This window comes from Herbaspirillum frisingense GSF30, from assembly GCF_000300975.2.
Classification (GTDB): Bacteria; Pseudomonadota; Gammaproteobacteria; order Burkholderiales; family Burkholderiaceae_D; genus Herbaspirillum; species Herbaspirillum frisingense.
The window spans coordinates 1-21461 of sequence record NZ_AEEC02000005.1 but is presented as its reverse complement, the minus strand read 5'-3'; the positions used below and the strand labels follow the sequence as shown (position 1 = coordinate 21461).

Here is a 21461-nt window from a genome sequence, read left to right as displayed (position 1 = left end):
TCCTGTTCCATCATGTCATTGATCAGCACAAGCATCGACCCATCGCGTTTTCGCGACGCGCTCGGGCATTACGCCTCCGGCATCACGGTGATCACCTCGCTGGTGGACGCCACGCCGATCGGCTTCACTTGCCAGTCCTTCTACAGCGTGTCGGTGAATCCGCCGCTGGTGTCCTTCAGCGTCATGGCCAGTTCGGGCAGCTATCCGGCGATCAGGCGGGCAGGGCGCTTTGCGGTCAATATTCTGGCCGCCGATCAGGCGCATATTTCCAGGCAGTTCGCCCGCCGTGGCCAGGACAAGTGGCAGGGGGTGGATTGGCAGGCGTCGCCCCTGGGCAACCCCATCATTGCCGGCAGTCTGCACTGGCTGGATTGTCAGATTCATGCTGAACATGTCGCCGGCGATCATCTCATCGTCATCGGCGAGGTGCTTGCCATGGACCAGCAAAAGCCGGCAAGCGCACAGCCATTGCTGTATTTTCGCGGGCAGTATCGGGACATCGCAGAAGCCGTGGACGCCTGAACACCTGCGCCGGGATGGACTGACCGGGTGGTTGACCTGTTTTTTGATATGAATATATACTTCGTATATGAATCATATATATACAGGTCAATCATGGGTATTGTGAACATCGACGACGACTTGCACGACCAGATCCGCAAGGCCACGGCCGTATCCTGCCGCTCCATCAATGCCCAGGCGGCGTTCTGGATCAAGATCGGCGTTCTGGCCGAGACCAATCCAACGCTTTCCTTCAACGAGATCATCGCCCGCGAATTGCAGGAGGCCGGGGTAGTCACGCCCAGTGTCAGAGTGACGGCGACATGAAGAAGCGCCCCGAAGAAATCTCCCTGATGGCCAAATCAGGCAGGCTGCTGGCCAGCGTATTCAGCGAGCTGGATCAGCTGGAGCTTGCCGGCATGTCTACCATGCAGGTCAACGACTGGGTTGACCGCTTTATCGTCGAGGAGCTGCACGCGCGGCCGGCCAGCAAAGGCCAGTATGGCTACGCGTTCGCCCTCAATTCATCGCGCAACAACGTGATCTGTCATGGCGTGCCGTCGGAAACGGAGATCCTGAGGGACGGCGACATCGTCAACTTCGACATTACGCTGGAGAAGAACGGCTACATTGCCGACTCCAGCAAGACCTACCTGATCGGAGCGGTCACGCCGGAAGCCCGGCATCTGGTGCAGATTACCTACGAAGCCATGTGGAAAGGCATCCATGCCGTGCGACCAGGCGCCCAGCTTGGCGATATTGGCTATGCCATTCAGCGTCACGCGCGACGTCACGGGTTTTCGGTGGTCCGCGAGTTCTGCGGCCATGGCATCGGCCGGGAAATGCACGAGCCGCCGGAGGTACTGCATTGGGGACGACCGAAGACGGGGATGGTCCTGCAGGAAGGCATGGTATTCACCATCGAGCCAATGCTGAACCAGGGCCACCATGCCTGCCGCACGGAAGACGACGGCTGGACCGTGGTGACGGCCGACGGCAAGTTGTCGGCGCAGTTTGAACATACTGTGGCGGTGACAAGGAAAGGCGTGCAGGTGTTGACGTTGCGGCCTGAAGAAGGCTTCATTTCAGCTTGAGCTGGAATGTCTAAAACTTCGCATAATTTGTAACGAGTTCAATGGCAGCACGTACCTCATGCCACCGCGCCAAAAGTCAGGCTAGGCGCGGGCTGCGGCGTGGCATGAGGGTCTCAAAAGACTTGGAAATTTTTTCCATGAGGCCTTGCCAAAGGGCCTTCATTTCGGGCGTCTTCGCCCTTTCAATGTTTGCCGCCGCGATCAGTTCGAACGGATTGCGGCCGGTCAGATTGGCCAGCTTCAGGGCCACATCATCATCAATGCGGCTGCGGCCAGCGCGGTAATTGCTGATCGCAGAAGTCGTCAGGCCAAGGGCCTTCGACAGCGCATAGTCGGAAGGCAGGCCAAGCCTGTTCTTCGCTTCGTCCAGATATTCCAGGGTATTCATGGGTACGCTCTCCTAGGGCTATGTACGCCTACGGGTAGGCGGGGGATATGCCCGCGTAGGATAGGTCAAGGCCTTGAATAGTTCAATGCTCATGTGCTTTATGCATCAAGGGCTTGTAGTAGGCAAAGGTCTTGATGTATAGTCCGGCACATCGACCGGGGCTCTTCAATGCTCCCCTAGGCAACGCGGCTCCGCCGCCCCCGGTCGGATTTTGCCGGGGGAGGGCCAAGACCTAGGGGGTCTCATGTCTGAAAAGCAATATTCGGTCACGCTGACAGAAAAGCAACTTGAGGCGGTTGAGATTGCGCTGCATGTGCGCATCGATCAATGCCGATCCAACTACGCATTCCCGTGTTTCGCCTTCAACGCAGCAAGCCACGCGGAACACAAAAAATACTGGTCGAGCCGTCAACTTGAGGCAGAGAGCGCAATGCGCCAGATCGAACAGGCCGGTTACAAGCTTCATCAGCAAATGGCGAGCGCATGACCATGGCCGCAAAAATCCAAGACATCGCCATGTGCGCAGTGGGCTTCGGCCTGCTGTGCTCGGCCACCATCCTGGCCGCCCTGGACGTGGTGAAGGGGTAAGCCATGCGGAATATTTCCATTTTGCTGAGTCGCGAGCAAATAGAGCGCTGCGTCTTAGCCTTGAAAGATGGAGCAGTGGCTTTTGAGGTGTTGCGCGATGAATGCCGGGCGCATGGCCTGCAAATCACTGCGCAGGGATGGAGCGAGAAGGCAGAGCGCTACAGAGGAACCGCCGCTGTGCTGATTGCGGAGCTTGATCATGCTGCATGAGGGACAAATCGCAGTGATCGGCGCGGGCCTGGAACTGCACGCAATCGTGCGCCAACGGCTGGCAATCGAGTTGCAGGCGCTGAAGGATGCCAGCGTGCCAGTGCCGGCAGCGCTGTTCGAACAGGCGCAGCGTGCGCTTGACGATCTGAGCGACGGCTTGCAGGGCGTTCTGCTTTCCGGCATCGAGGCGCACTGATGCCAGTCATCCGGCAAGAGAAAGGCGTCTGCACCATCAAGGGCTTGCCCCCGCGATGGGGACGCAAGGCATATCACCAGCTTGAGCAGGCACGCGCAGGCGTGGTGATCGGCCAATTGCCGGCACGGTATCTGAAACTGTCGGCGCTGCTGGATGAAATCACGGCCGCGCCGATCCCGTTGGACGTAACGGATTCACAGTTGTGCGTGGCCGCGCTGCACCGGTCACAAGAGTGCATTTCCATGTCGGGCCGCATCCATGACAAGGCCGCGCTGCGCCAGCGTATGCAGGCGATGTGCGAGCAACAGGGCGTCAAGGCGCCAGGGGTAGAAGATGACATTCAATTTATTGCGCGCTGCTGCGATCCCGCGTGGTGGCGGCGCCAGTTCCGTAAGGTGTTTGGCCGCACTTTCGAGCATGCCGCCGTGCGCCTGGGTCTGGTTTCTGTTCGCGCTGGGGCATATGCCAGCGACGAGACCGTGCTCCGCCGCCTGGACCAGAACCGCCGCAACGCCAAGATACTGGATTCGGTCCAGATGGCGAACGATCAGGGACAAGAATTCGCGTTGGCTGATCTGGTGGCAAAAAGTGTTGCAAACCGAAAGGTGCGGCGCGGCGAACTGATGCTGCGCATGCGTGGCTGCGAGGAGATAGCCAACGAACTCGGCCACGTGGGGGTATTCGTCACGCTGACATGCCCCTCAAAATTTCATGCCGTGCTGGCTCAGTCCGGCACGGCCAATCCGAATTACAACGATGCCACCGCCCGCGAGGCGCATGCATACCTGCAAACCGTCTGGCAGCGGATCCGCGCCGCCTACGCCCGCCAGGATGTGCAGCCCTACGGCTTTCGCATCGCTGAACCGCATCACGATGGTTGCCCGCACTGGCACATGCTGCTGTTTATCGCGAAGGATGACGCGCAGGTGTTCATCGACACCATGAAGGAATATGCCCTGGCCGAAGACGGCGACGAACCGGGCGCCAAGCGCAACCGGGTCAAGATCGTGCGTATCGAGGCAGGGAAGGGGACCGCTGCAGGCTACATCGCGAAGTATGTAGGCAAGAACATTGACGACGAACATGTGCCGGAACACAAGGCCCGTGACGGCGCTGTGATCGAGAAAGACCTGATCGGCGATGAGGTGATCCGCCCATGTCAGCGCGTGGAAGCCTGGGCGGCGTGCTGGGGCATTCGCCAGTTCCAGGCCATCGGGCAACCACCTGTCACGGTATGGCGCGAACTGCGCCGCGTGGCGGCTGACAAGATCGAGGGCGCGAGCGCGCATGTGCGTCAGGCGCACGCAGCCGTGCAGAAGACAGAAGAGAAGCCGGCCGACTTCGCCGCCTACATCCGGGCGCAGGGCGGCATCGGCATCGGCCGGAATTACCTGATTGCCGTGGCGAAGGAACTGCGCACGGTGCAGGGGAAATACGGCGTGTACGAGGGCGAGAAGCCAACGGGTATTTTCGACAGGGCGAGGCCGGAAGCCGGCATTTATGCCTCGACTCGTTACGAATGGCGCGTGGTCGGAAAATTGCGCGCCGTTGACGTTCCTTGGACTCGTGTCAATAACTGTACGCCGCCAGCCTGGGCGGCGGAAGTGAAAGGCACGAATCAAGTACCAAATTTTGACGCATCGGACTGGTTTGACAGCCAGGAATTCCGAGGCATCGCTGTAGATGACAGCCGCATGGCTGACATGATCGAAGACGCCCGCCAAGCGGCGGCGGAAGTAGGGAAGGGGCGTCCAGTCTGGACGATTTCAGAACGATATTGGGATAAATCATGCGTGAAAAGATAGAAGCCGCCTTGCTGGTGGTGGGCCTGATGGTGCCGCGTGGCGTGCGCCAGGTGCTGATTGACTTGGGAACGGAGTTCGACCGCCTCCGCGCCGAAGTGGACGAACTGAAGCGGTTGAACTCCAACGACGGGAAATGAAATGAACACCATCCAAGAAACGAAAGCGCGCTTGCGCGGCCTGGCCCTGGCACTGACAACCATCCTCGACAACTACGGCATCAACACCGACCAGATGCCGTATTACAACATGCAGCGTCAGGAGCTGGAAGACATCATCGCCAACATTGACGTGGTGCCGCCACCTGAACCGGTGACCGTGGATGATGTCGTCGCGGCCGTGGCCGGCCATATCGGCGACCTCGAAGAGAAGATCGACGGCCTGATCGCCCTGGCCAACGCCCACGGCGAAGCGCAACAAGCTGCTGCTGCAGCGTAAGTTTTTTCCAATGGGGCGGCGTGCTCACGAGGCATGCCGTCGCCGCCACCAGGCCGCGCCTTACCGGGCGCGGCAAGAGGGGATACACATGGCAAGCAAGAAGCTCGGGCATACGAATTGCCCGGAATGCGGGCATCACGAGGCCCACGTCAAAATCAGTCTGGACGGCGAGAACAAGAAGCCGTACCGCCACTGCCCTGAGTGCTACGCGTCCTACCACCCGCGCAACAAGCACCAGGCGGACATGCTCCTGGCCAAGATGAAGGCCAGCGACGAACCGAATACCCTCCCTGAGCCTGTCGAGCCGGCGCCTACTGTGGCGCCGGCTGCACCGGCAGCGCCGGAAAAAGAAGACACCGAATACGAAATGGTGTTCGGCGTGCGCGTCCCGAAAAAGAAGGTGGCCGCATGAGCACGGCCAACGACACCACCCTGAACCCGCAACAGCAGGCACTGCTTTCCTCGGCCGCTGCCGTGGATGAGGCCGTCGCGCCGCTGGTGACCGTGGATGCACAAGGCCGGCCGCTAGAACCGGAAGCTGACCACCAGGCCGCGCAGGACACTGCCTTCAGCCGCAATCGCGATCTGCTACAGCTTGGAATCGGCATGCTCACGCCGATGCTGCCTTTCCTGCCGGACTGCTATACGCCTCAAGTGGTTGACGCCATAGCCGCGCAGTTCACGGCCGTGGAGATTAAGCGCGGCTGGAACCTGGGCGACCAGATGACGCCGGAAGTAATGCTGGCCGTGGTGGCCCTACCGCCCACCTTCCAGGCGTTTATGCTAGGCCGGGAATACCTCGCCCTCAAGCGGGCAGAAAAAACGGCTCAAAACGCCGGAAAACAAGAAAAGCCATTCGGCGAGGTGGTCAATGAGCACGGCCAATAACGCCCAAATATGGGCCGTCGTCGGCGCGTCGGGGTGCGGGAAGGGGCTTTGGATGAAGGAACGGCTGAGAAAGATCAAGCCAAAGCGCCTCATCATCCTTGACACCAAGAACGAAAACGCGGAGTTCGGCGAGCTCATGCCATCCCTGGCCGCGCTGGCGCAGGCGTCGTTCGGGAAAGAATTCCGCCTGCGCTACATACCTCGCGGCCTGACGAAAAAGGCACGGCAGGACGAGTTCGAAACGCTGTGCCGCATCGTCCAGACCGCGAAGAACTGCACCTTCGTGATTGAGGAACTCGGCCGCTACACAACGCCCAGCTATGCGCCGCCCGCCTGGGCCGACTGCTGCAACGATGGCCGGCATGATGGCCTGCACATCATCGCTGCCAGCCAGTTCCCGGCACAGATCGATAAATCCTTCCTGGGCAATGCCACGGTGATCCATTGCGGCTACCTGGGCGAAGAGGCTCACCGCAAGGTCGTGGCCGCGAAAATGGATATCGAGCCGGCGCGCATCAAGGCACTGCCGAACCTGGCCTATCTGCACTTCGACCGGGCCAGCCGGCAAGTGACAGAAGGTGTTGTAAGAATCCCGAAATAACGAAAATTTTTCACAAGGGATTCTCCCTACCCGTAGGCGGCGTAAGGGTAGGGCTACCGGCCATATTCGGCCGCGCCGCTCGCTGTTTTCATGGGGCCTGATTCAACGAATTCTGAAACGGGCATGAGCAAGTACCTCCCAACGCTGGAAAAGATTTCACAAGAGGTCATCGCCACCGCCATTGCCGTCATCGGCGTGGCGTGGCTGGTGTCTCGCGTTCCTGCGCTGAAGGCCTTGGTCAAGTCTTACGACTCTTAATCCTGGGGAACCCATGAAAACCTATCTGAAGCAAGCCGCCTTCGTCCTGGCCGTGATCGCTGCCACCAAGCTGGTGAGCAAGTCCATCTCGCTGCCGTCCAGCGTCAAAGACCTGTTGCCGTCGTAACAGCGCCATGAAGGACGCAATCAAGCAGGCCGTCATCACGCTGGCCGTAATCTACGTACTGAACCGCGTGAGCATCACGCGTGGCCTCGTGCAAGAAGCACTGGCCTAACCGGGGAACCGAAGAAAAATGGCAATCAACTATCCTCTGCAACAGCCGGTCAACGTCGCGCCTGGCGCAATCGCCACCCTGACCATTCCGACCGGTGGCCAACTCACCCTGACCGGCATCTTCCTGGCGCTGACCGGCACCACCTTCACCAAAGCGCACATCACCGCGATCAAAGTGAAGATCGGACCGCGCCTGATCTGGGATTTGACCATCGCCCAGCTCAACGCCATCAACAATTACAAGGGCAACGCCGACGGCACCGGCTTCCTGTATCTGGACTTCACCGAACGTGACCAGGCGATTTTCCCGCAGAAGGAAATCGGTGGCATCGACCTCTTCCAGGCCATGTCCGTCGGTAACGTGATCGTTGAACTGACCATCGCGGCCGGCGCAGTGGCGCCGAAGATCGACGCCTTCGGCATGTTCGAACCGACCCAGGGCAACCCGGTGGTGCTGAAGTATCTGAACTATCCGAATGCCAGCTCGGTCGGCGGCAAGGTCACGCTGCCGCTGAATTTCCGTGGTGCGCTCGTCAAGCGCCTGTGGTCGTTCTATGCCGGTACGAACTGGACTACCACTGCAAACGGCAACCTGAACCGCATGGAAGTCAAGAAGAACGGCCAGGTGATTTTCGATCAGACCTGCCTGGCCGCTCGCTTCCTGCAGGTGCAGAACAAGAAGACTCCGCAGGCACAGTTGTTCGTCACGGACTTCATCGTGGACAACAACGCGCAGGCGCAGGTTACCACCATCAGCGATGCCGGTGGCGGCGCCAAGACCTACGATCAGTTCGAATTCAATGCGTACCTGACCGCTTCGGACGCGATGAACAACGTGGTTGAGGCCATCGACCTGATCACCAATCTGTAAGGGGGCGTCATGGATGACGTGACCTATAGCGCGGTATGGCCGAACGGTGCAAACGCGCCGCTCGTGCCGCAGCAGTACAACCCGCAGGCGTCGGACTGGACGGATGTGCTCATGTATGGCCTGTCCCACGCGGCCAGCAATGCCGCGTGGAACCTGTCCAACAGCGTCGGCAACCCGCCGCAGTATGGGCCGTCCATCGGCGTGACCGTCGGCACCAGCGGCAATCTGATGCCGCTGCTGATCCTGGGTGCGCTGGCTTACGTGCTGCTGGCCAAATGAGCGCGGGGCTTCCGGTGGGGTTCCCGCCGATGAGTTTCTCGGGAGGCCCGGCAATGTCCGGAGCGGACTCGCACGCGGGTCAGAGCATTCCAGTCAGTACGCCGATTGTGATGGATCACAGCGGATGGAATGTCAGCATCCACTCCGACGGTGGTACGCAGTCGGCAACAGGTTCGACCGATGCCAATGCGGGGGCAGGCGCGTCAAGTGCGCTCACCGGCTCACGCAACTGGATGCCGTACATCCTCGGGGGACTGGCCTTATGGCTGCTGGCGCGTCGTTCCTGACATTCTGCGCTTGCTCGCCAGGCGAGGCCATTCCTTGGCTGGAAGAAGCAGAGCGAAAGGGGAGGGAAGAAGGCGGTAGGACGCTGGCCGATCTGATACCGCGTGGACAGTGCTACATGCTCGGCATCGACGGAAAGCCAGTCGGTGCGTACCTGCTGGAACAGGTCGGATGCGAGGTTTTCATTCTGGCGGCGGCGGGGCGGGCAGATATAGACCTGACGGCGGCGATTGACCAAGTTGTGACGTTCCAGGCGGAAGGTTTTGAGAGCGTGGCATTTCGCACCATTCGGCCGGGACTGATGAAAAAATCCGCCGCACTGGGATATGTCCGGTGCGGCAATGTGATGAGAAAGCGGATTGCGCCATGAGCGTATTGAAAATTTGGGTGGGCTGGTTCTGCGCCGCATTCCTGCCGTGCTGTTTCGACTCCGCGTCATCGAGCGATTCCTCGACCACCGCGAACACCACCACCACGAACAATATTTCGTCGGAGGATAAGCGCATTGTCGGCGGCGATGGATCGACCGCAGTATCGGGTTCGGGAAACTCCGTCATCGTCACGGACAGCGGCGCGGTACAGGCCGCGCTCACCCTATCCGGGAACGTGGCAACGAAGGCCATCGACGCCAATACCGGCAGCGTGGCAAGCGTGCTGGAAGCCCTGACCACCATGGGGAAAAACAACCAGGCATCGTTCGACAAAACGCTCGCGCTGGTGGGGACTTCCGTCGATAAGACGCAAGACGCATTCAAGACCGCCACCGAAGAGGTGAACGGGAACCGCGTGCTCGTCGGCCTGGGCGTGATCGCCATCGGGATGATTGCCGCGAAGGGGGCTTACAAATGATGAATTTTCCGCTCAGTCTGACTGTGACCGGCATGCAGCCGGTGAGCCAGGTTGGCAATTACGTCTACTACAAGGCGGGCAGTGCGGGCGGCGCCGATCCGTCGATTAAGGTCAATACCGACCTGGGCGACGAATACATCCTGATGCCGGGCCAGGGCTTCCGGCTGGATAACGCCAAGTTCAGCAATCTGCGGGTGACCAATGCCGGTGGCCAGGCGACCATCCTGGGCGTGCTGCTGATTGCTGACGGCGGTTTCTTCGACAACCGGGTGACCGGTAGCGTGGAAATCATCGACGGCGGCAAGAATCGCACCCTAGCGGGTGGCGCATTCCTGGCTTCTGGCTACAAGTCGGGATCAGCAGGTAACGGCGTGGTGAACATGCTGTGGAATCCGATCGGCACAGGAAAGCGGCTCGTTATTTCGGCTTTCGCTGTGAACTCGGCCACATCGACCGCGATGAACGTGATTGCCGCAACCGCCAGCTACGGCGCAAAGCAGGCCAACGGCAATTCCAAGATGCTGGGTGGTGCTCAGTCCGTGGGCGAATTTTGGGCCGGGAACGGCACCGCGCCAGCGGGAACCGTGATGCTGTCGATCAGTGCCATTGCGGCCCAGGTGTTCGAAAAGAAGTTCGCCGAACCGCTGGTGCTCCGTCCCGGCAATGGTCTCGCAATCTTCTCGGGCGGCTCGGGCGCTGATCTTGGCGGCTATTTCGAATACTTCGAAGAAACCGATGCGTGATGACGTTCTAATCGCCGCCGCCCTGCTGGCGGCAGCTTACATCGTGATGAGCCGCCAGCAGGATGGCGTCGGATGGGACGGCATTTCAGAAACGGTGCTCACCACCTTTGATGAGGTGGCGGGTGCTTTCACCGATCAACCTTTGCAAGACATGAATACATCGCAAAACGGAATCGACATGCTGAAGGCCCGCGAACGGCTGCGCCTGACGCGCTACTCGCTGGGCGACGGCGGATATACCTGGGGCTACGGCCACTTCGACACGAACCCGAATGCTCTCCCGGAGACCATCACCCGCGACCAGGCGGAAGCGATCTTCGCTGACGACCTTGTGAGCCGTGGCGAGAAGTGGGTAAAGCTGTACGTCAATGTGCCAGTGTCGCAGCAGCAGTTCGATGCGCTGGTGTCCATCGCTTTCAACATGTCGCCGCGCTCGTTCAAGAAGTTCGCCGACCAGGTGAATGCAGGGAACGGCATCGACGCTATCGCAGACCAGTCCGTGAGCTGGGTATCGGCCAATCTGCAGAACGGAATCCGCAACCGCCGCGACGACGAGAAGCGGCTTTTCAATGAAGGAATTTACGCATGAGCAAAGCAATCGGCGGGGGCGGCGGCAGTAGCGACCTGATCCTCGTGGCGGTCATCATCGTGGGCGCGATGATCTACTCGCGCAGCGCGGGCGCTGGTGCGCTTGCTGGCCGGCCGCGTGTGGTCAGCATGCCCACCACGGCATCCGGCGCCACCGGCACCGGAACCCAACAGGTAGCGGCCGGCGTCACGGCCGGCCTGGCCGCATGGCTCGCCAATATGGCACGCGGTATGCCGGACACCTACAACGCATCGCCGGCTACCGGTGGTTACAACTCGTTCGGCACGCTCGGCCCAATCGGCGGCACTGCTGAAGACCCCTGGTACGGCTGATCATGGACCGAGACAAACTCATCATCGGCGGCGCGATCCTCGCGGCCATCATCTTTTTTGTAAAAAAAAGGGTGCGGCTGCGGATGTGGGGGCGGCTGTGGGGGGCGCCGCCGTTGAGTTCGTTCTCGGCGCCGCTGATACCGCAATCTCTACGCCCGTCTATGCCATAGGCGATTACGTGGGCGTGCCACGCACTGAACTGACCGAGTGCGAACGGGCCAAGCTGGAAGGGCGGACGTGGGATGCCTCGTTTGCCTGCCCGGCCGGCAACTTCCTGAAATACCTTTTCTCGTGAGGAAAAAATGAACCTGCTGCAACGTCTGAAAGAACCATCGACCCATGCCGGCATTGCAAGCCTGATCGGCCTGGCCACCCTGTGGGGCGTGCCGACCACCACCGTGCAGACCATTTCGCAGGCAGCGGCCGCGCTGCTGTCCCTGGCCGCGATCTTCACGCCTGAAGGCAAGGCCGGGCAGGGCGAGTGATGGAATTCACGCCGGAACTGGTTGGCCAGGTGCTGACCGCCGTGGCCACCGGCTCCGGCGTGTACGCGGGCATTCGTGCTGACATCAAGGCACTGCGGGACAAGGCCGACCGCGCCCAGCATACGGCCGACACTGCGCACAAGCGCATCGACGCAATCTATCGGAGAGAGAAATGACCAAACGACGCACGCCGCCGCGCAAGGCCAACGGCCAATTCCGCAAGCGCAAGAAGAAGTGAAAAAGCCCCGGAAATCCGGGGCTTTTTGCTGTCCTGGCCAGGATCAAGAGCAGGTAAATTGCAGCGTCACTTCGTAGTCGTTGTCGTCGGTCAGCGTGGGAACCCATATGCCGGCATAGGAGGCGATCTTGCTGGCCGTGGTCAGGTTCTGATTAGTTTCCTCGCTCACGGCACCCTTGTACTTGGTCTGCGAGCTGGTGACCTCAAGGCGCTTGCTTTGCTTGTCGCATGCGGCCTGAGCGGCTTTGATGGCGGCGCCCTGGGCGGCGTTCTCGTCTTCGCCGAAGCCGGTGGTCTTGTACTGGCCACCGGCCATAGGCAGGACATTAGCCGGCTTCGTTGACGAGCATGCCGTCAGGATCAGGGCCAGGGCGATGGATGATAGGAGCTTGATTTTCATTCTTAGAGTCCTTCAGGGTTGGAAATTGGATAACGTCGCCAGATACCACCGCCAGGCGGCGCGGTAGGTCAGCAAGGAACATTTGACGATGCCTGTCCCGGGCTTCCATCTGGCGCAGCCGCATGAGTTCGGGAACCCACCACGGAATTTTCGATTTGCCGTCCAGCCAGTCTTTCACGGATCGCTCAGATCGGCGCAGCATGCGGGCAAGCGTTTTCGGGGGCCTGCCATCCGCATAGAACACAAACTCGTCGCGATCCCCATATCGCAAGTTTGGCATTTTCATTGTCTTATTGTTAATTTTGGGACAGCTGATTTTAAGGGCCAGCTGTAAAAGCATGTAAAGAAAAAGCCGCCATAAAGGGCGGCAATTCCGGGCTAAGGTGACATTCGGTGATGTTGCTGTGCTGCCATCAAACTTCGCATAATTTGTATTATGTAAAATAACATATGCGCAAGATTGCATCCGAAGCGGCCAGGAATGCCGATTCAATCTCAGCGAACCCGCCAACATCACCAACCTACGCAGGCACGGCCGTTCTCCCCCCTCGCTGCAACTTTCGATAAACGCCCCTGTCCCTCAGGCGATACCTCTGGCGGCGATCTTGTTGGGATAGATAGCTCAATAGCTCATGCGCCCCAGGCTCTTCCGTCCTGACGTACTTCGTGTTGCATACCGATGCGAAGGGTCCGGATCAAATCAACGCAACTCAACCATTCACCAGGAGAACGCCATGGCAGATAACGCCTCCATGAAGATGGGATATGGCCGGTTTTGGGCAATGATCGCGAGCTCTACGGCGGTGATGTACGGGCTGATGTACCTCAACACCTACGTGCTCAGCCATATCGAATATAGCCAGACGCGGATGTGGATGGCCCTGCTCATGGGGGCCAGCATGGCGTTCATCATGCTCGCTTTCATGGCTTCGATGTACAAAAGCAGGCGCGTCAATATCGCCATTTTCGTCGGTAGCATCATCGCTTTTGCCGGCGCACTCTGGCTGGTTCGCAGCCAGGAAACGGTGGATGACATCAGTTACATGAAAGCCATGATTCCGCACCATTCTATCGCCATCATGACCAGTGAACGCGCGCACATCAAGGATCCGCAGGTGCGCAAGCTGGCCGACGGCATCATCGACGCACAGATCCGCGAAATCACGCAGATGAAGGAGCTCATTGCGCGGCTGGAGTCGCGACCGGCCCCGGCTTCCGCACCCGACCTTCCATCGTACCGTGATCGGCAAGTCCCCCCTCCCCCTCCCGAAACGGACGCCAGCACCGGGATCGACACATTGAAACCATTGCGCTAGAGCGTCGCGCAAACGCACCAGGTCCCGCCGTCCTGGATTGACCAAGATGGTCCGGTGGTCACTGGCGACGCTGGCGCAACTCGACTATCCTGGCTCTTCTCGAACTTGGATCTTCTTACACTTTCTGATAGACATGCGCATTCCGCTCCCTGGCCTGGAAGCGCGACATGATCAGCGTAAGCACCGCCGAAAACACCAGCAGCCCAGCCACGAAATACAAGCCACCGGCATAGCTGCCGCTCGAGTCCTTGATCCAGCCGATCACGCTGGGCGCCACGAAGCCGCCAAGGTTGCCGATGGAATTGATGGTGGCAATGCCGGTGGCCGCGGCCGTGCCGGAGAGGAACATGGTCGGCATGCTCCACAGCGGCGGCTTGGCGCAACTGATGCCCACGTTCACCAGCGTCAAGGCCGCGATCAGCCCTACCACGCTATTGGCACCGGCTGCGATCACCAGCCCCACCGCCGCGGCAACGCAAGCGATGATGACGTGCCAGGTACGTTCACCAGTCCGGTCGGAATGACGCGACCAGAGCACCATGGCCACCACTGACACGATAGGTGGAATCGCATTGAGGAAGCCCACCGCCATGGAGGAGACCCCCAGTCCATTGATGATCTGCGGCGCCCAGATGCCCAGCGTGTACAGCCCTGCCGAGGTGCCGAAGTAGATCAGCGCCAGCCCCAGCACGCGGGGATCGGCCAGGCCACGGATGATGCCGTGCTTGCCCGACTTGTCTTTCTGCGCATTCTCGTCGTCCATGGTCTTGATGAGCCAGGCGCGTTCGTCTTCCTTGAGCCACTTTGCCTTTTCCGGTTTGTCGGTCATGAAGCCCAGGACCACAACACCGAGCAGTAGCGCCGGAATGGCTTCCAGGATGAACATCCATTGCCAGCCATGGAGATTCATGACGCCGTCCATCTCCAGCAGCGCCGCCGAGATCGGCGAGCCGATCGCCGTAGACAGCGGTGCGGCTGCCATGAAGAAAGCCGTAACGCCTGCGCGATGGCGGGCCGGGAACCAGTAGCTCAGGTAGAGAATGATGCCGGGGAAGAATCCGGCCTCGGCCGCACCCAGCAGGAAGCGCATGACATAGAAACTCGTTGCGCCATCGACGAAGGCCATGGCACCTGAGATCATCCCCCAGGTCACCATCACCCGGGCAATCCAGAGGCGCGCCCCGACCTTGTGCAGGATGATGTTGGAGGGGACTTCGAACATGAAGTAGCCCCAGAAGAAGATGCCTGCGCCAAAGCCCAGGACCGAGGCGCTGAAGCCCAGGTCCTGCTTCATCGTCAGCGCCGCGAAACCGATGTTGACCCGGTCGATGTAGGCGATGAAGTACAGCAACATGATGAATGGCACGATGCGCCAGGTGATGCGCCGCAAGGTGCGCTTTTCGATTTCGGTTTGCATGCTTGTCTCCTTCTTTACGTTGTTCGAGGGTGATTCCTGTTACACGTTGTTGTGTGCCTGCCTGGCGCGCCAGCGCGACCGGCGGGCAGTTTCTGTTCTGGTTCTGCTCATCTTCCCTGCTGGCGCATCTGCCCTGCCCGCTTCAGGCGATTTGTGCCAGGCGCAGCAGCGATGGGGCGGCTGGGTCTCATGCCGAGAATCGGCATGCCCGGACGTTCCCGCGCCATGCGCTGCGCCGAGTAGCAGAGGTGGTGCAGGCTACGGTCCCAGGGTGGCAACGATCTTTGCATTGCACCAGATCGTCTTCGCTGAGCTTGCTGACCATGTCCATGAGGCGCGTGGCGGCGTCCCGGCCGCTTTCATCCGGTACCGGATGGCTGCCTGCACAATCTCGATGCGCTCGCAAGGCACCGCGTAGCCGTAGCGGGTCACCACCAGGCCTTCGAGCTTGCCCGGCCAGTGGTCTTCGAACGCGCGTGCCATGGCGGCCGAGGCTTTGCCGGCACCGATGACGATCAGACGCCCGCGCGGCGCCTCGGGCAGGAATTGGGGAATACGGACGGCCGGCTGGGCGATGGCAATCGCCGCATCGAACATGCCTTTCAACAAGGCGTCGATCCGGGCCCGCTCGGACGGTGGTTGTACAGTGGGCATTGCGTCTCCGGCAATGGCAGGCTTGATGTGCCTGTCTTCGATTTTTTTTAGCGCGAGGCAGCCCCACCGGCACCCGAAACCGGGGCCGGGAGGGAGCGCTCTTGTCGGCAGAGGCGGTCCGTCGGGACCGCTGAAGAATGGCTTACGCCGCCTTCCGGGTGTGCGCCGCCTTGCTGACGAAGGCGCAGACGGCTGCGGTGACCTGCGCCGTGGTGGCCTTGCCACCCAGGTCACCGGTATGCAGCGACGGGTCGGCGGTCACGGCTTCCACAGCCTGCATGACCTGTGCCGCCGCTTCGTGCTCGCCCAGGTGCTCCAGCATCATCACCACCGACCAGAAGGTGCCCACCGGGTTGGCCAGGCCACGGCCCATGATGTCGAAGGCCGAACCGTGGATGGGCTCGAACATCGAGGGATAGCGGCGCTCGGGATCGATGTTGCCGGTGGGGGCGATGCCCAGGCTGCCGGCCAGCGCGGCGGCCAGGTCGGACAGGATGTCGGCGTGCAGGTTGGTGGCCACGATGGTGTCCAGCGTGGCAGGACGGTTGACCATGCGCGCGGTGGCGGCATCGACCAGTTCCTTGTCCCACTTCACATCCGGGAATTCCTTGGCAATCTGCACGGCGATTTCATCCCACATCACCATCGCATGGCGCTGGGCATTGCTCTTGGTGATGACGGTCAGCAGCCTGCGGGGGCGCGACTGCGCCAGCTTGAAGGCGAAACGCATGATGCGCTCGACACCGGCACGGGTCATCATCGACACGTCGGTGGCGGCCTCGATCGGATGGCCCTGGTGAACACGGCCGCCCACGCCGGCATATTCGCCTTCGGAGTTTTCGCGGACGATGACCCAGTTCAGGTCTTCTGCCTTGCAGCGCTTCAGGGGCGCATCGATACCCGGCAGGATGCGGGTCGGGCGCACGTTGGCATATTGATCGAAGCCCTGGCAGATCTTCAGGCGCAGGCCCCACAGGGTGATGTGGTCGGCAATGTGCGGGTCGCCGGCCGAGCCGAACAGGATGGCATCCTTGTCGCGCAGCGCGTCCAGCCCGTCGGCCGGCATCATGGCGCCGGTCTTGCGGTAGTAGTCGCCACCCCAGTCGAAGTCCTCGAAGTCGAACTTGAATGTGCTGCTGGTGGCGGCCAGCGCCTCCAGCACCTGGCGACCCGCTGGTACGACTTCCTTGCCGATGCCGTCACCCGGAATGGTTGCGATGCGATAAGTCTTCATGTCTCCGGCCTTTCATAAAATGTTTTGGTGAGTGGCACTCTACTGGCGTTCGCTCTACAAAAACCGGTGCTAAACTCAAAGCATCCTTAACTTAAATTTAACAATCGCGTATGCAAGACGTGGTTCTTCCCTCGGATTTACGCTTCTTCTCGGTGCTGGCGATGGCCGGCAGCCTGTCGGCGGCGGCCCGTGAGCTGGGCCTGACGACGGCAGCAGTGAGCAAGCACCTGAGCCAGATGGAGAGCCGCGCCGGCGTGCCGCTGGTCAACCGGACCACCCGCCGCATGACCCTCACCCCGGAGGGGGAGCTTTATCTGGAACACGCCCGTCGGATCCTGGATGAAATCGACGAACTGTCCGAACTGCTGGGGAGTTCCAAGCGGCGTCCTGAGGGCTTGCTGCGTGTCAATGCCACCCTGGGTTTCGGACGCAGCCATGTAGCGCCGGTGATCTCGAAATTCGTCGCCGAGTATCCGCAGGTCGCGGTGCAGCTGCAGCTATCCGTGATGCCCCCGCCGTTGACCGACGACAGCTTCGATGTCTGCATCCGCTTCGGCGAGCCGCCTGATACGCGGGTCGTGGCCAGGCGTCTGGCGCCGAACGCAAGGCTGCTGTGTGCCGCGCCCCAATACCTGGCGCGACGCGGCATGCCCGTCACGCCACACGACCTGACCAAGCACAACTGCGTGGGAATCCGACAAGGGGACGAAGCCTACGGGCTATGGCGGCTCACCGCCGGAAGCGGCGCCTCTTCCAAGACGGAGGCAGTGAAGATTCGCGGCAACCTGACCACCAACGATGGCGAGATCGCGGTGAAATGGGCCCTGGAAGGGCATGGAATCCTGCTGCGCGCGGAATGGGATGTACGGGGCTACCTGGAGGAAGGGCGGCTGATTCGCGTCCTGCCCGGCTGGCAGTCACCCAATGCCGATATCTATGCCGTCTACTCCCAACGTCATCAGATGTCCAACCGGATCCGGGCCTTCGTGGATTTCATTGCGGCACAACTGGAACTGGCCGATATCGCACCGGCTGGCCGTCATGAACCCGGCGGAAGCGTTCGTCAGTCCCAGCGCAAGCGGAAGATCACGCCTTAGGGGCTTAGGGGCCGTTAGGGGCTGTTGATCCGCCGCATGGCGGTCTTTGAAACGGCTAACGACGCAACCGGCTCGACGCTGCCTGTCACCGCTCCAAGCCGGTATCTTCTGGTCCCGGAGACGGCGCCTGCTGACCACCCTCTCCTTCGTGATTTCTCTGCTGGTGCCATGCGAGCGTCAGCGCTTCGTGGGTTTCCAGCCTAGCGCGGGCGGCGGCCAGTTCTATTTCCGTCTCCTGTAACTGCTTGCGGGCGCCGGCCAGGGCTTCCTCGGTCTGGGCCCGGCTGGCCTGCAGGCTTGCCAGCGCTGCATTCCTGTCGGCCAGTTGCGCCTCCAGCACCTGCTTGCCGGCCGCCACCTGCTGCAGCGATTCCAGCTGCTGCTCGCGCCGATCCGCCAGTGCCTGTTGCTCCACCAGAGCTTGCCGCGCATGCGAGAGGTCGGCCACCAGGCGCACCCCTTCCTGGTTGACGCGGGTGATTTCCGTCTGCTTGACGATGAGTTCCTGGCGCAATTGACGCAGTTCGGCCTGCACCGTCTGGAGTTGCTGCTCATGCTGCCGCTGATCCTGCTCGCGCTGTTCCTTGGCGGCGCTGCGGTAGTGGTCCAAGGCAGCGCGGGCGTGCTGGTGCTTGTCTTCGAGAGAGAGGCGATGCTGCTCGTTTTCCTGCTGGCGTTCCTGCAAGGCGGTGGTGCGCACCTCCAGTGCGCGCAGGGCGACGGCCTGTTGCTGGCATTCCTCCCGGCTGCTTTCGTGGGCGGCACGGGCAGCGATCAGGGCTTTTCCGGCGAGATCCAGCCGGGTCGACAAATCCGCATTGGCCTCATTGACCTCGGCCAGGGCCTGCTCCATCCGGGCTGTGACCGCCCTCACCTCTTCCCGGGCGGCAATCACGCGCTCATCGGCCTCGGCCTGGAGCTGGGACGCCAGGCGCTCCACCATCTCCTGCAGGGCGGCGCTGATGCTGCGGGGTTGTTGTGCGATGCCCTCCTCTTCTTCCAATTCCTTCAGATATTTGTGGATGGTGGTCTTGGACCCGGTATTGCCCAACTCCACGCGTACCGCATCCACGGAGGGGTGCCGGCCCAGCGCCAGCAGGCTGTCGCGGGCTTTCTTCACTTCCGATTTGTACAAGCCGGTCCGGGCCATGATCGCATCCTGTTATTTGATGATGTATTACATAATACGTAATTACGTAATACAAATGAAGGGATGTCACCAAATATAATCTCAGTATTGAGATTGGATATTGGCTCATTATCTGTTCCCATCGGCTAAAATGCCGCTTTTCAGCCCTGCTCTTCCTCTTTTGCGCCTGATGCGCGCGACTCGCCATGATTGCCATTGACGACTACCTGCAAGCCGCCACCCGCGAGAACACCCGTCGCAGCTACCGTGCCGCCGTAAAGCACTTCGAGGAGGAATGGGGTGGCTTCCTGCCGGCCACGGCGGACGGGATTCTGCGTTACCTGGCCCGCTATGCCGGCGTGCTGGCGCACAACACCCTCAAGCAGCGGGTCTCCGCGCTGGGTCAGTGGCACATTGATCAGGGCTTTCCAGACCCGACCAAGGCGCCGGTGGTCCGCAAGATGCTGCGCGGCATCCAGGAAGTGCACCCCGCCCAGGAAAAGCGCGCCCGCCCGTTGCAACTGGATGTGCTGGAGCAGGCTGCGGGCTGGCTGGAACAGCAACAGGCGCTGGCGCGTCAGCAAGGCCGCTCTGCCGATCTGCTACGGCATGCGCGCGACAAGGCCTTGTTGCTGATCGGCTTTTGGAGAGGGTTTCGAAGTGATGAATTGGCTCGCCTGGAAGTGGAGCGCATCGAGGCAGTGGCCGGTCAAGGCATGCGCATCCAGCTGCCGCGTACCAAGACCGACCGCAGTCTCAAGGGCAGCACCTATCTGACGCCGGCGCTGTCGCGGCTTTGCCCGGTGGCGGCCTATCTTGACTGGCTGGCGGTGAGCGGCGTGCGCAGCGGTCCGGTATTGCGCGGCGTCGATCGCTGGGGCCGCATCAGCGAGGACGCCATCCATGCCGCCAGCATCATTCCCCTGCTCCGGCGCATCCTGGGCGCAGCCGGCATTACCGATGTTCATCTGTACAGCGCGCATTCGTTGCGCCGCGGCTTTGCCAGTTGGGCCAGCGCCAATGGGTGGGAGCTGCGCGCACTGATGGAATATGTCGGTTGGAAGAACATCAGCTCGGCCTCGCGCTACGTGGATTCGCATGACCCCTATCATCGAGACATGCTGGAGCGCTTGCTGCCGCCCAAGCCTTTGCCTTCACCCGCAATCGATGCGCCAGACAGTTAAGGCCGGCATTTTGACGCAACGCGCTGCCGCAAGCATGCCGACAGTGGCAAACTGGCGTCTTTGGAAAACATTGGCTGGCATGCATCTTGATAGAGGGTGCTCACCGACATGGAAGGAATCCACATGAACAAGCTGCACATCGAAGGGCATTTCGACCCCGCCACCAGTACCGTCAGCTATATCGTGCTGGATCGCTCCACCGGACAATGCGCGCTGCTGGACAGCGTACTGGATTACGACCCCAAGTCTGGACGCACCGCAACGGCCAGCGCCGATCTGCTGATCCGGCGCGTGCAGGAACTGGGTGCCTCAGTCCAGTGGATCCTGGAAACACACGCCCACGCCGACCACCTGTCGGCGGCTCCCTATCTCAAGCGCAAGCTGGGCGGGCGTATCGCCATCGGCGAACACATTCGCCAGGTGCAGGGTGTGTTCGGCAAGTTGTTCAATGCGGGTGGTGACTTTGCCCGTGACGGCAGCCAGTTCGATCACCTGTTTGCCGATGGCGAACGGTTCCAGATCGGTGAGCTTCATGCCCGCGTGATGCATACACCGGGCCATACGCCGGCCTGTATCACCTATGTCGTGGAAGAAGCCGGCGAGGTCGCGGCCTTCGTCGGCGATACCCTGTTCATGCCCGACTACGGCACCGCCCGCTGCGACTTCCCTGGCGGGAATGCGCGCACCCTGTTCCGCTCCATCCACGAGGTTTTGAGTCTCCCGGCGCACACCCGGATCTATCTGTGCCACGACTACCAGCCCAATGGCCGTGCCCTGCAATTCGAGACCACCGTCGCCGAGGAGCGCCAGAACAACATTCATGTGCGCGACGGTATAAGTGAAGAAGAATTCGTCACCATGCGCAGCGCCCGTGATGCCACCCTGGGTATGCCGGTATTGCTGCTGCCTTCGGTGCAAGTGAACATGCGCGCCGGCCAGTTGCCGCCGCCTGAGGACAACGGCGTGCGCTACCTGAAGATTCCGCTGGACGCGGTCTGAACGGCTCCGTCCTCAGCCAATCAGTCTCTCAGTCTATTTGCAGTCCGGATTGCCGTGCGTGCGCAGGCACTGGCTGCGGGCGCAGGCGGCGATGACCTGGTCACGGCCGTATTCGTTGATGTCGACCGTGACGTAGACCGGGTATTGCTGGTACTCGGTGC

Annotated in this window: 32 protein-coding genes and 1 pseudogene; 26 read left to right on the top strand and 7 right to left on the bottom strand. The window is 61.0% G+C overall.

Annotation, left to right across the window (positions count from 1 at the left end; genetic code table 11):
* Positions 1 to 12 precede the first annotated feature (12 nt).
* The 3 genes from HFRIS_RS04990 (at position 13) to map (ending at position 1595) form a co-directional block, all read left to right on the top strand.
* Positions 13 to 522, top strand: coding sequence for a flavin reductase family protein (locus HFRIS_RS04990; RefSeq protein ID WP_039874459.1), 510 nt, complete (start codon positions 13 to 15; stop codon positions 520 to 522).
* Positions 523 to 615: 93 nt separating this feature from the next.
* Positions 616 to 828 (top strand): ParD-like family protein, encoded by a 213-nt coding sequence (locus tag HFRIS_RS04985; RefSeq protein ID WP_039874457.1) that lies wholly within the window; start codon positions 616 to 618, stop codon positions 826 to 828.
* Positions 825 to 1595, top strand: coding sequence for a type I methionyl aminopeptidase (gene map, locus HFRIS_RS04980; protein WP_006462156.1), 771 nt, complete (start codon positions 825 to 827; stop codon positions 1593 to 1595). Before HFRIS_RS04985 ends, map begins: the two co-directional genes overlap by 4 nt.
* 76 nt (positions 1596 to 1671) lie before the next feature.
* Here the strand turns inward: map and HFRIS_RS04975 are convergent, their stop codons facing one another.
* Entirely contained in the window at positions 1672 to 1983 is a 312-nt protein-coding gene (locus tag HFRIS_RS04975; protein ID WP_006462155.1) for a helix-turn-helix domain-containing protein, read from the bottom strand.
* A 244-nt stretch (positions 1984 to 2227) separates the two neighbouring features.
* Between HFRIS_RS04975 and HFRIS_RS04970 the strand changes: the two genes are divergently transcribed.
* The 19 genes from HFRIS_RS04970 (at position 2228) to HFRIS_RS25400 (ending at position 11808) form a co-directional block, all read left to right on the top strand.
* Positions 2228 to 2470, top strand: a complete 243-nt coding sequence (locus HFRIS_RS04970; RefSeq protein ID WP_006462154.1) for a hypothetical protein — start codon at positions 2228 to 2230, stop codon at positions 2468 to 2470.
* 104 nt (positions 2471 to 2574) lie between these two features.
* A complete protein-coding gene (locus HFRIS_RS25165; RefSeq protein WP_006462153.1) occupies positions 2575 to 2781 on the top strand; it encodes a hypothetical protein in 207 nt (68 codons plus the stop codon).
* Positions 2771 to 2977 carry a hypothetical protein gene (locus tag HFRIS_RS04965; protein WP_006462152.1) on the top strand — a complete coding sequence of 69 codons (207 nt, stop codon included), beginning with the start codon at positions 2771 to 2773 and terminating at the stop codon, positions 2975 to 2977. The genes HFRIS_RS25165 and HFRIS_RS04965 overlap by 11 nt, the downstream gene beginning before the upstream one ends.
* A complete protein-coding gene (locus HFRIS_RS04960; protein WP_006462151.1) occupies positions 2977 to 4782 on the top strand; it encodes a replication endonuclease in 1806 nt (601 codons plus the stop codon). Before HFRIS_RS04965 ends, HFRIS_RS04960 begins: the two co-directional genes overlap by 1 nt.
* Positions 4767 to 4919, top strand: a complete 153-nt coding sequence (locus HFRIS_RS25405; protein ID WP_156481294.1) for a hypothetical protein — start codon at positions 4767 to 4769, stop codon at positions 4917 to 4919. The genes HFRIS_RS04960 and HFRIS_RS25405 overlap by 16 nt, the downstream gene beginning before the upstream one ends.
* Position 4920: 1 nt before the next feature.
* Entirely contained in the window at positions 4921 to 5217 is a 297-nt protein-coding gene (locus tag HFRIS_RS04955) for a hypothetical protein (protein WP_006462150.1), read from the top strand.
* Positions 5218 to 5305: 88 nt separating this feature from the next.
* Complete coding sequence (locus HFRIS_RS04950) at positions 5306 to 5629, top strand: hypothetical protein (RefSeq protein ID WP_006462149.1); 324 nt, start codon at positions 5306 to 5308, stop codon at positions 5627 to 5629.
* On the top strand, positions 5626 to 6105 hold the full coding sequence (locus HFRIS_RS04945) for a hypothetical protein (RefSeq protein ID WP_006462148.1): 480 nt from the start codon (positions 5626 to 5628) through the stop codon (positions 6103 to 6105). The genes HFRIS_RS04950 and HFRIS_RS04945 overlap by 4 nt, the downstream gene beginning before the upstream one ends.
* Positions 6089 to 6706: a P-loop NTPase family protein gene (locus HFRIS_RS04940; protein WP_161625963.1), complete on the top strand. Its 618-nt coding sequence runs from the start codon at positions 6089 to 6091 to the stop codon at positions 6704 to 6706. Before HFRIS_RS04945 ends, HFRIS_RS04940 begins: the two co-directional genes overlap by 17 nt.
* Positions 6707 to 6829: 123 nt before the next feature.
* Positions 6830 to 6964 carry a hypothetical protein gene (locus tag HFRIS_RS25920; protein WP_006462146.1) on the top strand — a complete coding sequence of 45 codons (135 nt, stop codon included), beginning with the start codon at positions 6830 to 6832 and terminating at the stop codon, positions 6962 to 6964.
* A 254-nt stretch (positions 6965 to 7218) separates the two neighbouring features.
* On the top strand, positions 7219 to 8070 hold the full coding sequence (locus HFRIS_RS04935) for a major capsid protein P2 (RefSeq protein WP_006462145.1): 852 nt from the start codon (positions 7219 to 7221) through the stop codon (positions 8068 to 8070).
* Positions 8071 to 8079: 9 nt separating this feature from the next.
* Complete coding sequence (locus HFRIS_RS04930) at positions 8080 to 8349, top strand: hypothetical protein (protein ID WP_006462144.1); 270 nt, start codon at positions 8080 to 8082, stop codon at positions 8347 to 8349.
* A gap of 403 nt (positions 8350 to 8752) precedes the next feature.
* Positions 8753 to 9004, top strand: a complete 252-nt coding sequence (locus tag HFRIS_RS04925) for a hypothetical protein (protein WP_039874452.1) — start codon at positions 8753 to 8755, stop codon at positions 9002 to 9004.
* Positions 9001 to 9483 (top strand): hypothetical protein, encoded by a 483-nt coding sequence (locus HFRIS_RS04920; protein WP_006462142.1) that lies wholly within the window; start codon positions 9001 to 9003, stop codon positions 9481 to 9483. Before HFRIS_RS04925 ends, HFRIS_RS04920 begins: the two co-directional genes overlap by 4 nt.
* Positions 9480 to 10226 carry a hypothetical protein gene (locus HFRIS_RS04915; protein WP_006462141.1) on the top strand — a complete coding sequence of 249 codons (747 nt, stop codon included), beginning with the start codon at positions 9480 to 9482 and terminating at the stop codon, positions 10224 to 10226. The genes HFRIS_RS04920 and HFRIS_RS04915 overlap by 4 nt, the downstream gene beginning before the upstream one ends.
* Complete coding sequence (locus HFRIS_RS04910) at positions 10219 to 10815, top strand: lysozyme (protein WP_006462140.1); 597 nt, start codon at positions 10219 to 10221, stop codon at positions 10813 to 10815. Before HFRIS_RS04915 ends, HFRIS_RS04910 begins: the two co-directional genes overlap by 8 nt.
* Positions 10812 to 11147, top strand: coding sequence for a hypothetical protein (locus HFRIS_RS04905; RefSeq protein WP_006462139.1), 336 nt, complete (start codon positions 10812 to 10814; stop codon positions 11145 to 11147). The genes HFRIS_RS04910 and HFRIS_RS04905 overlap by 4 nt, the downstream gene beginning before the upstream one ends.
* A 302-nt stretch (positions 11148 to 11449) precedes the next feature.
* Positions 11450 to 11632 (top strand): hypothetical protein, encoded by a 183-nt coding sequence (locus tag HFRIS_RS04900; protein ID WP_006462137.1) that lies wholly within the window; start codon positions 11450 to 11452, stop codon positions 11630 to 11632.
* Positions 11632 to 11808 carry a hypothetical protein gene (locus HFRIS_RS25400; protein WP_161625962.1) on the top strand — a complete coding sequence of 59 codons (177 nt, stop codon included), beginning with the start codon at positions 11632 to 11634 and terminating at the stop codon, positions 11806 to 11808. Before HFRIS_RS04900 ends, HFRIS_RS25400 begins: the two co-directional genes overlap by 1 nt.
* 105 nt (positions 11809 to 11913) lie before the next feature.
* Here the strand turns inward: HFRIS_RS25400 and HFRIS_RS04895 are convergent, their stop codons facing one another.
* Positions 11914 to 12186 carry a hypothetical protein gene (locus HFRIS_RS04895; RefSeq protein ID WP_006462136.1) on the bottom strand — a complete coding sequence of 91 codons (273 nt, stop codon included), beginning with the start codon at positions 12184 to 12186 and terminating at the stop codon, positions 11914 to 11916.
* 10 nt (positions 12187 to 12196) lie between these two features.
* Positions 12197 to 12610 carry a hypothetical protein gene (locus tag HFRIS_RS04890; protein ID WP_006462135.1) on the bottom strand — a complete coding sequence of 138 codons (414 nt, stop codon included), beginning with the start codon at positions 12608 to 12610 and terminating at the stop codon, positions 12197 to 12199.
* A gap of 394 nt (positions 12611 to 13004) precedes the next feature.
* Here HFRIS_RS04890 and HFRIS_RS04885 point away from each other — a divergent pair, with 394 nt between their 5' ends.
* Entirely contained in the window at positions 13005 to 13586 is a 582-nt protein-coding gene (locus HFRIS_RS04885) for a DUF305 domain-containing protein (protein WP_006462134.1), read from the top strand.
* A 115-nt stretch (positions 13587 to 13701) separates the two neighbouring features.
* Here HFRIS_RS04885 and HFRIS_RS04880 read toward each other — a convergent pair whose 3' ends face one another.
* The 3 genes and pseudogenes from HFRIS_RS04880 to HFRIS_RS04870 all read right to left on the bottom strand — a co-directional run bounded on the left by HFRIS_RS04880 (position 13702) and on the right by HFRIS_RS04870 (position 16891).
* Positions 13702 to 15003 carry an MFS transporter gene (locus HFRIS_RS04880; protein ID WP_006462133.1) on the bottom strand — a complete coding sequence of 434 codons (1302 nt, stop codon included), beginning with the start codon at positions 15001 to 15003 and terminating at the stop codon, positions 13702 to 13704.
* Between the two features lie 286 nt (positions 15004 to 15289).
* Positions 15290 to 15600 (bottom strand): annotated as a pseudogene (locus tag HFRIS_RS04875) (DUF4147 domain-containing protein); the annotation flags it as partial.
* A gap of 199 nt (positions 15601 to 15799) precedes the next feature.
* Complete coding sequence (locus HFRIS_RS04870; protein WP_006462131.1) at positions 15800 to 16891, bottom strand: tartrate dehydrogenase; 1092 nt, start codon at positions 16889 to 16891, stop codon at positions 15800 to 15802.
* A 110-nt stretch (positions 16892 to 17001) separates the two neighbouring features.
* Here HFRIS_RS04870 and HFRIS_RS04865 point away from each other — a divergent pair, with 110 nt between their 5' ends.
* On the top strand, positions 17002 to 17988 hold the full coding sequence (locus tag HFRIS_RS04865) for a LysR family transcriptional regulator (RefSeq protein WP_006462130.1): 987 nt from the start codon (positions 17002 to 17004) through the stop codon (positions 17986 to 17988).
* Between the two features lie 85 nt (positions 17989 to 18073).
* Here the strand turns inward: HFRIS_RS04865 and HFRIS_RS04860 are convergent, their stop codons facing one another.
* On the bottom strand, positions 18074 to 19138 hold the full coding sequence (locus HFRIS_RS04860; protein ID WP_006462129.1) for a DNA-binding protein: 1065 nt from the start codon (positions 19136 to 19138) through the stop codon (positions 18074 to 18076).
* A gap of 185 nt (positions 19139 to 19323) precedes the next feature.
* Between HFRIS_RS04860 and HFRIS_RS04855 the strand changes: the two genes are divergently transcribed.
* Entirely contained in the window at positions 19324 to 20301 is a 978-nt protein-coding gene (locus HFRIS_RS04855; RefSeq protein ID WP_006462128.1) for a site-specific integrase, read from the top strand.
* A 123-nt stretch (positions 20302 to 20424) separates the two neighbouring features.
* Positions 20425 to 21300 (top strand): MBL fold metallo-hydrolase, encoded by an 876-nt coding sequence (locus tag HFRIS_RS04850; RefSeq protein ID WP_006462127.1) that lies wholly within the window; start codon positions 20425 to 20427, stop codon positions 21298 to 21300.
* Positions 21301 to 21461: the final 161 nt, after the last annotated feature.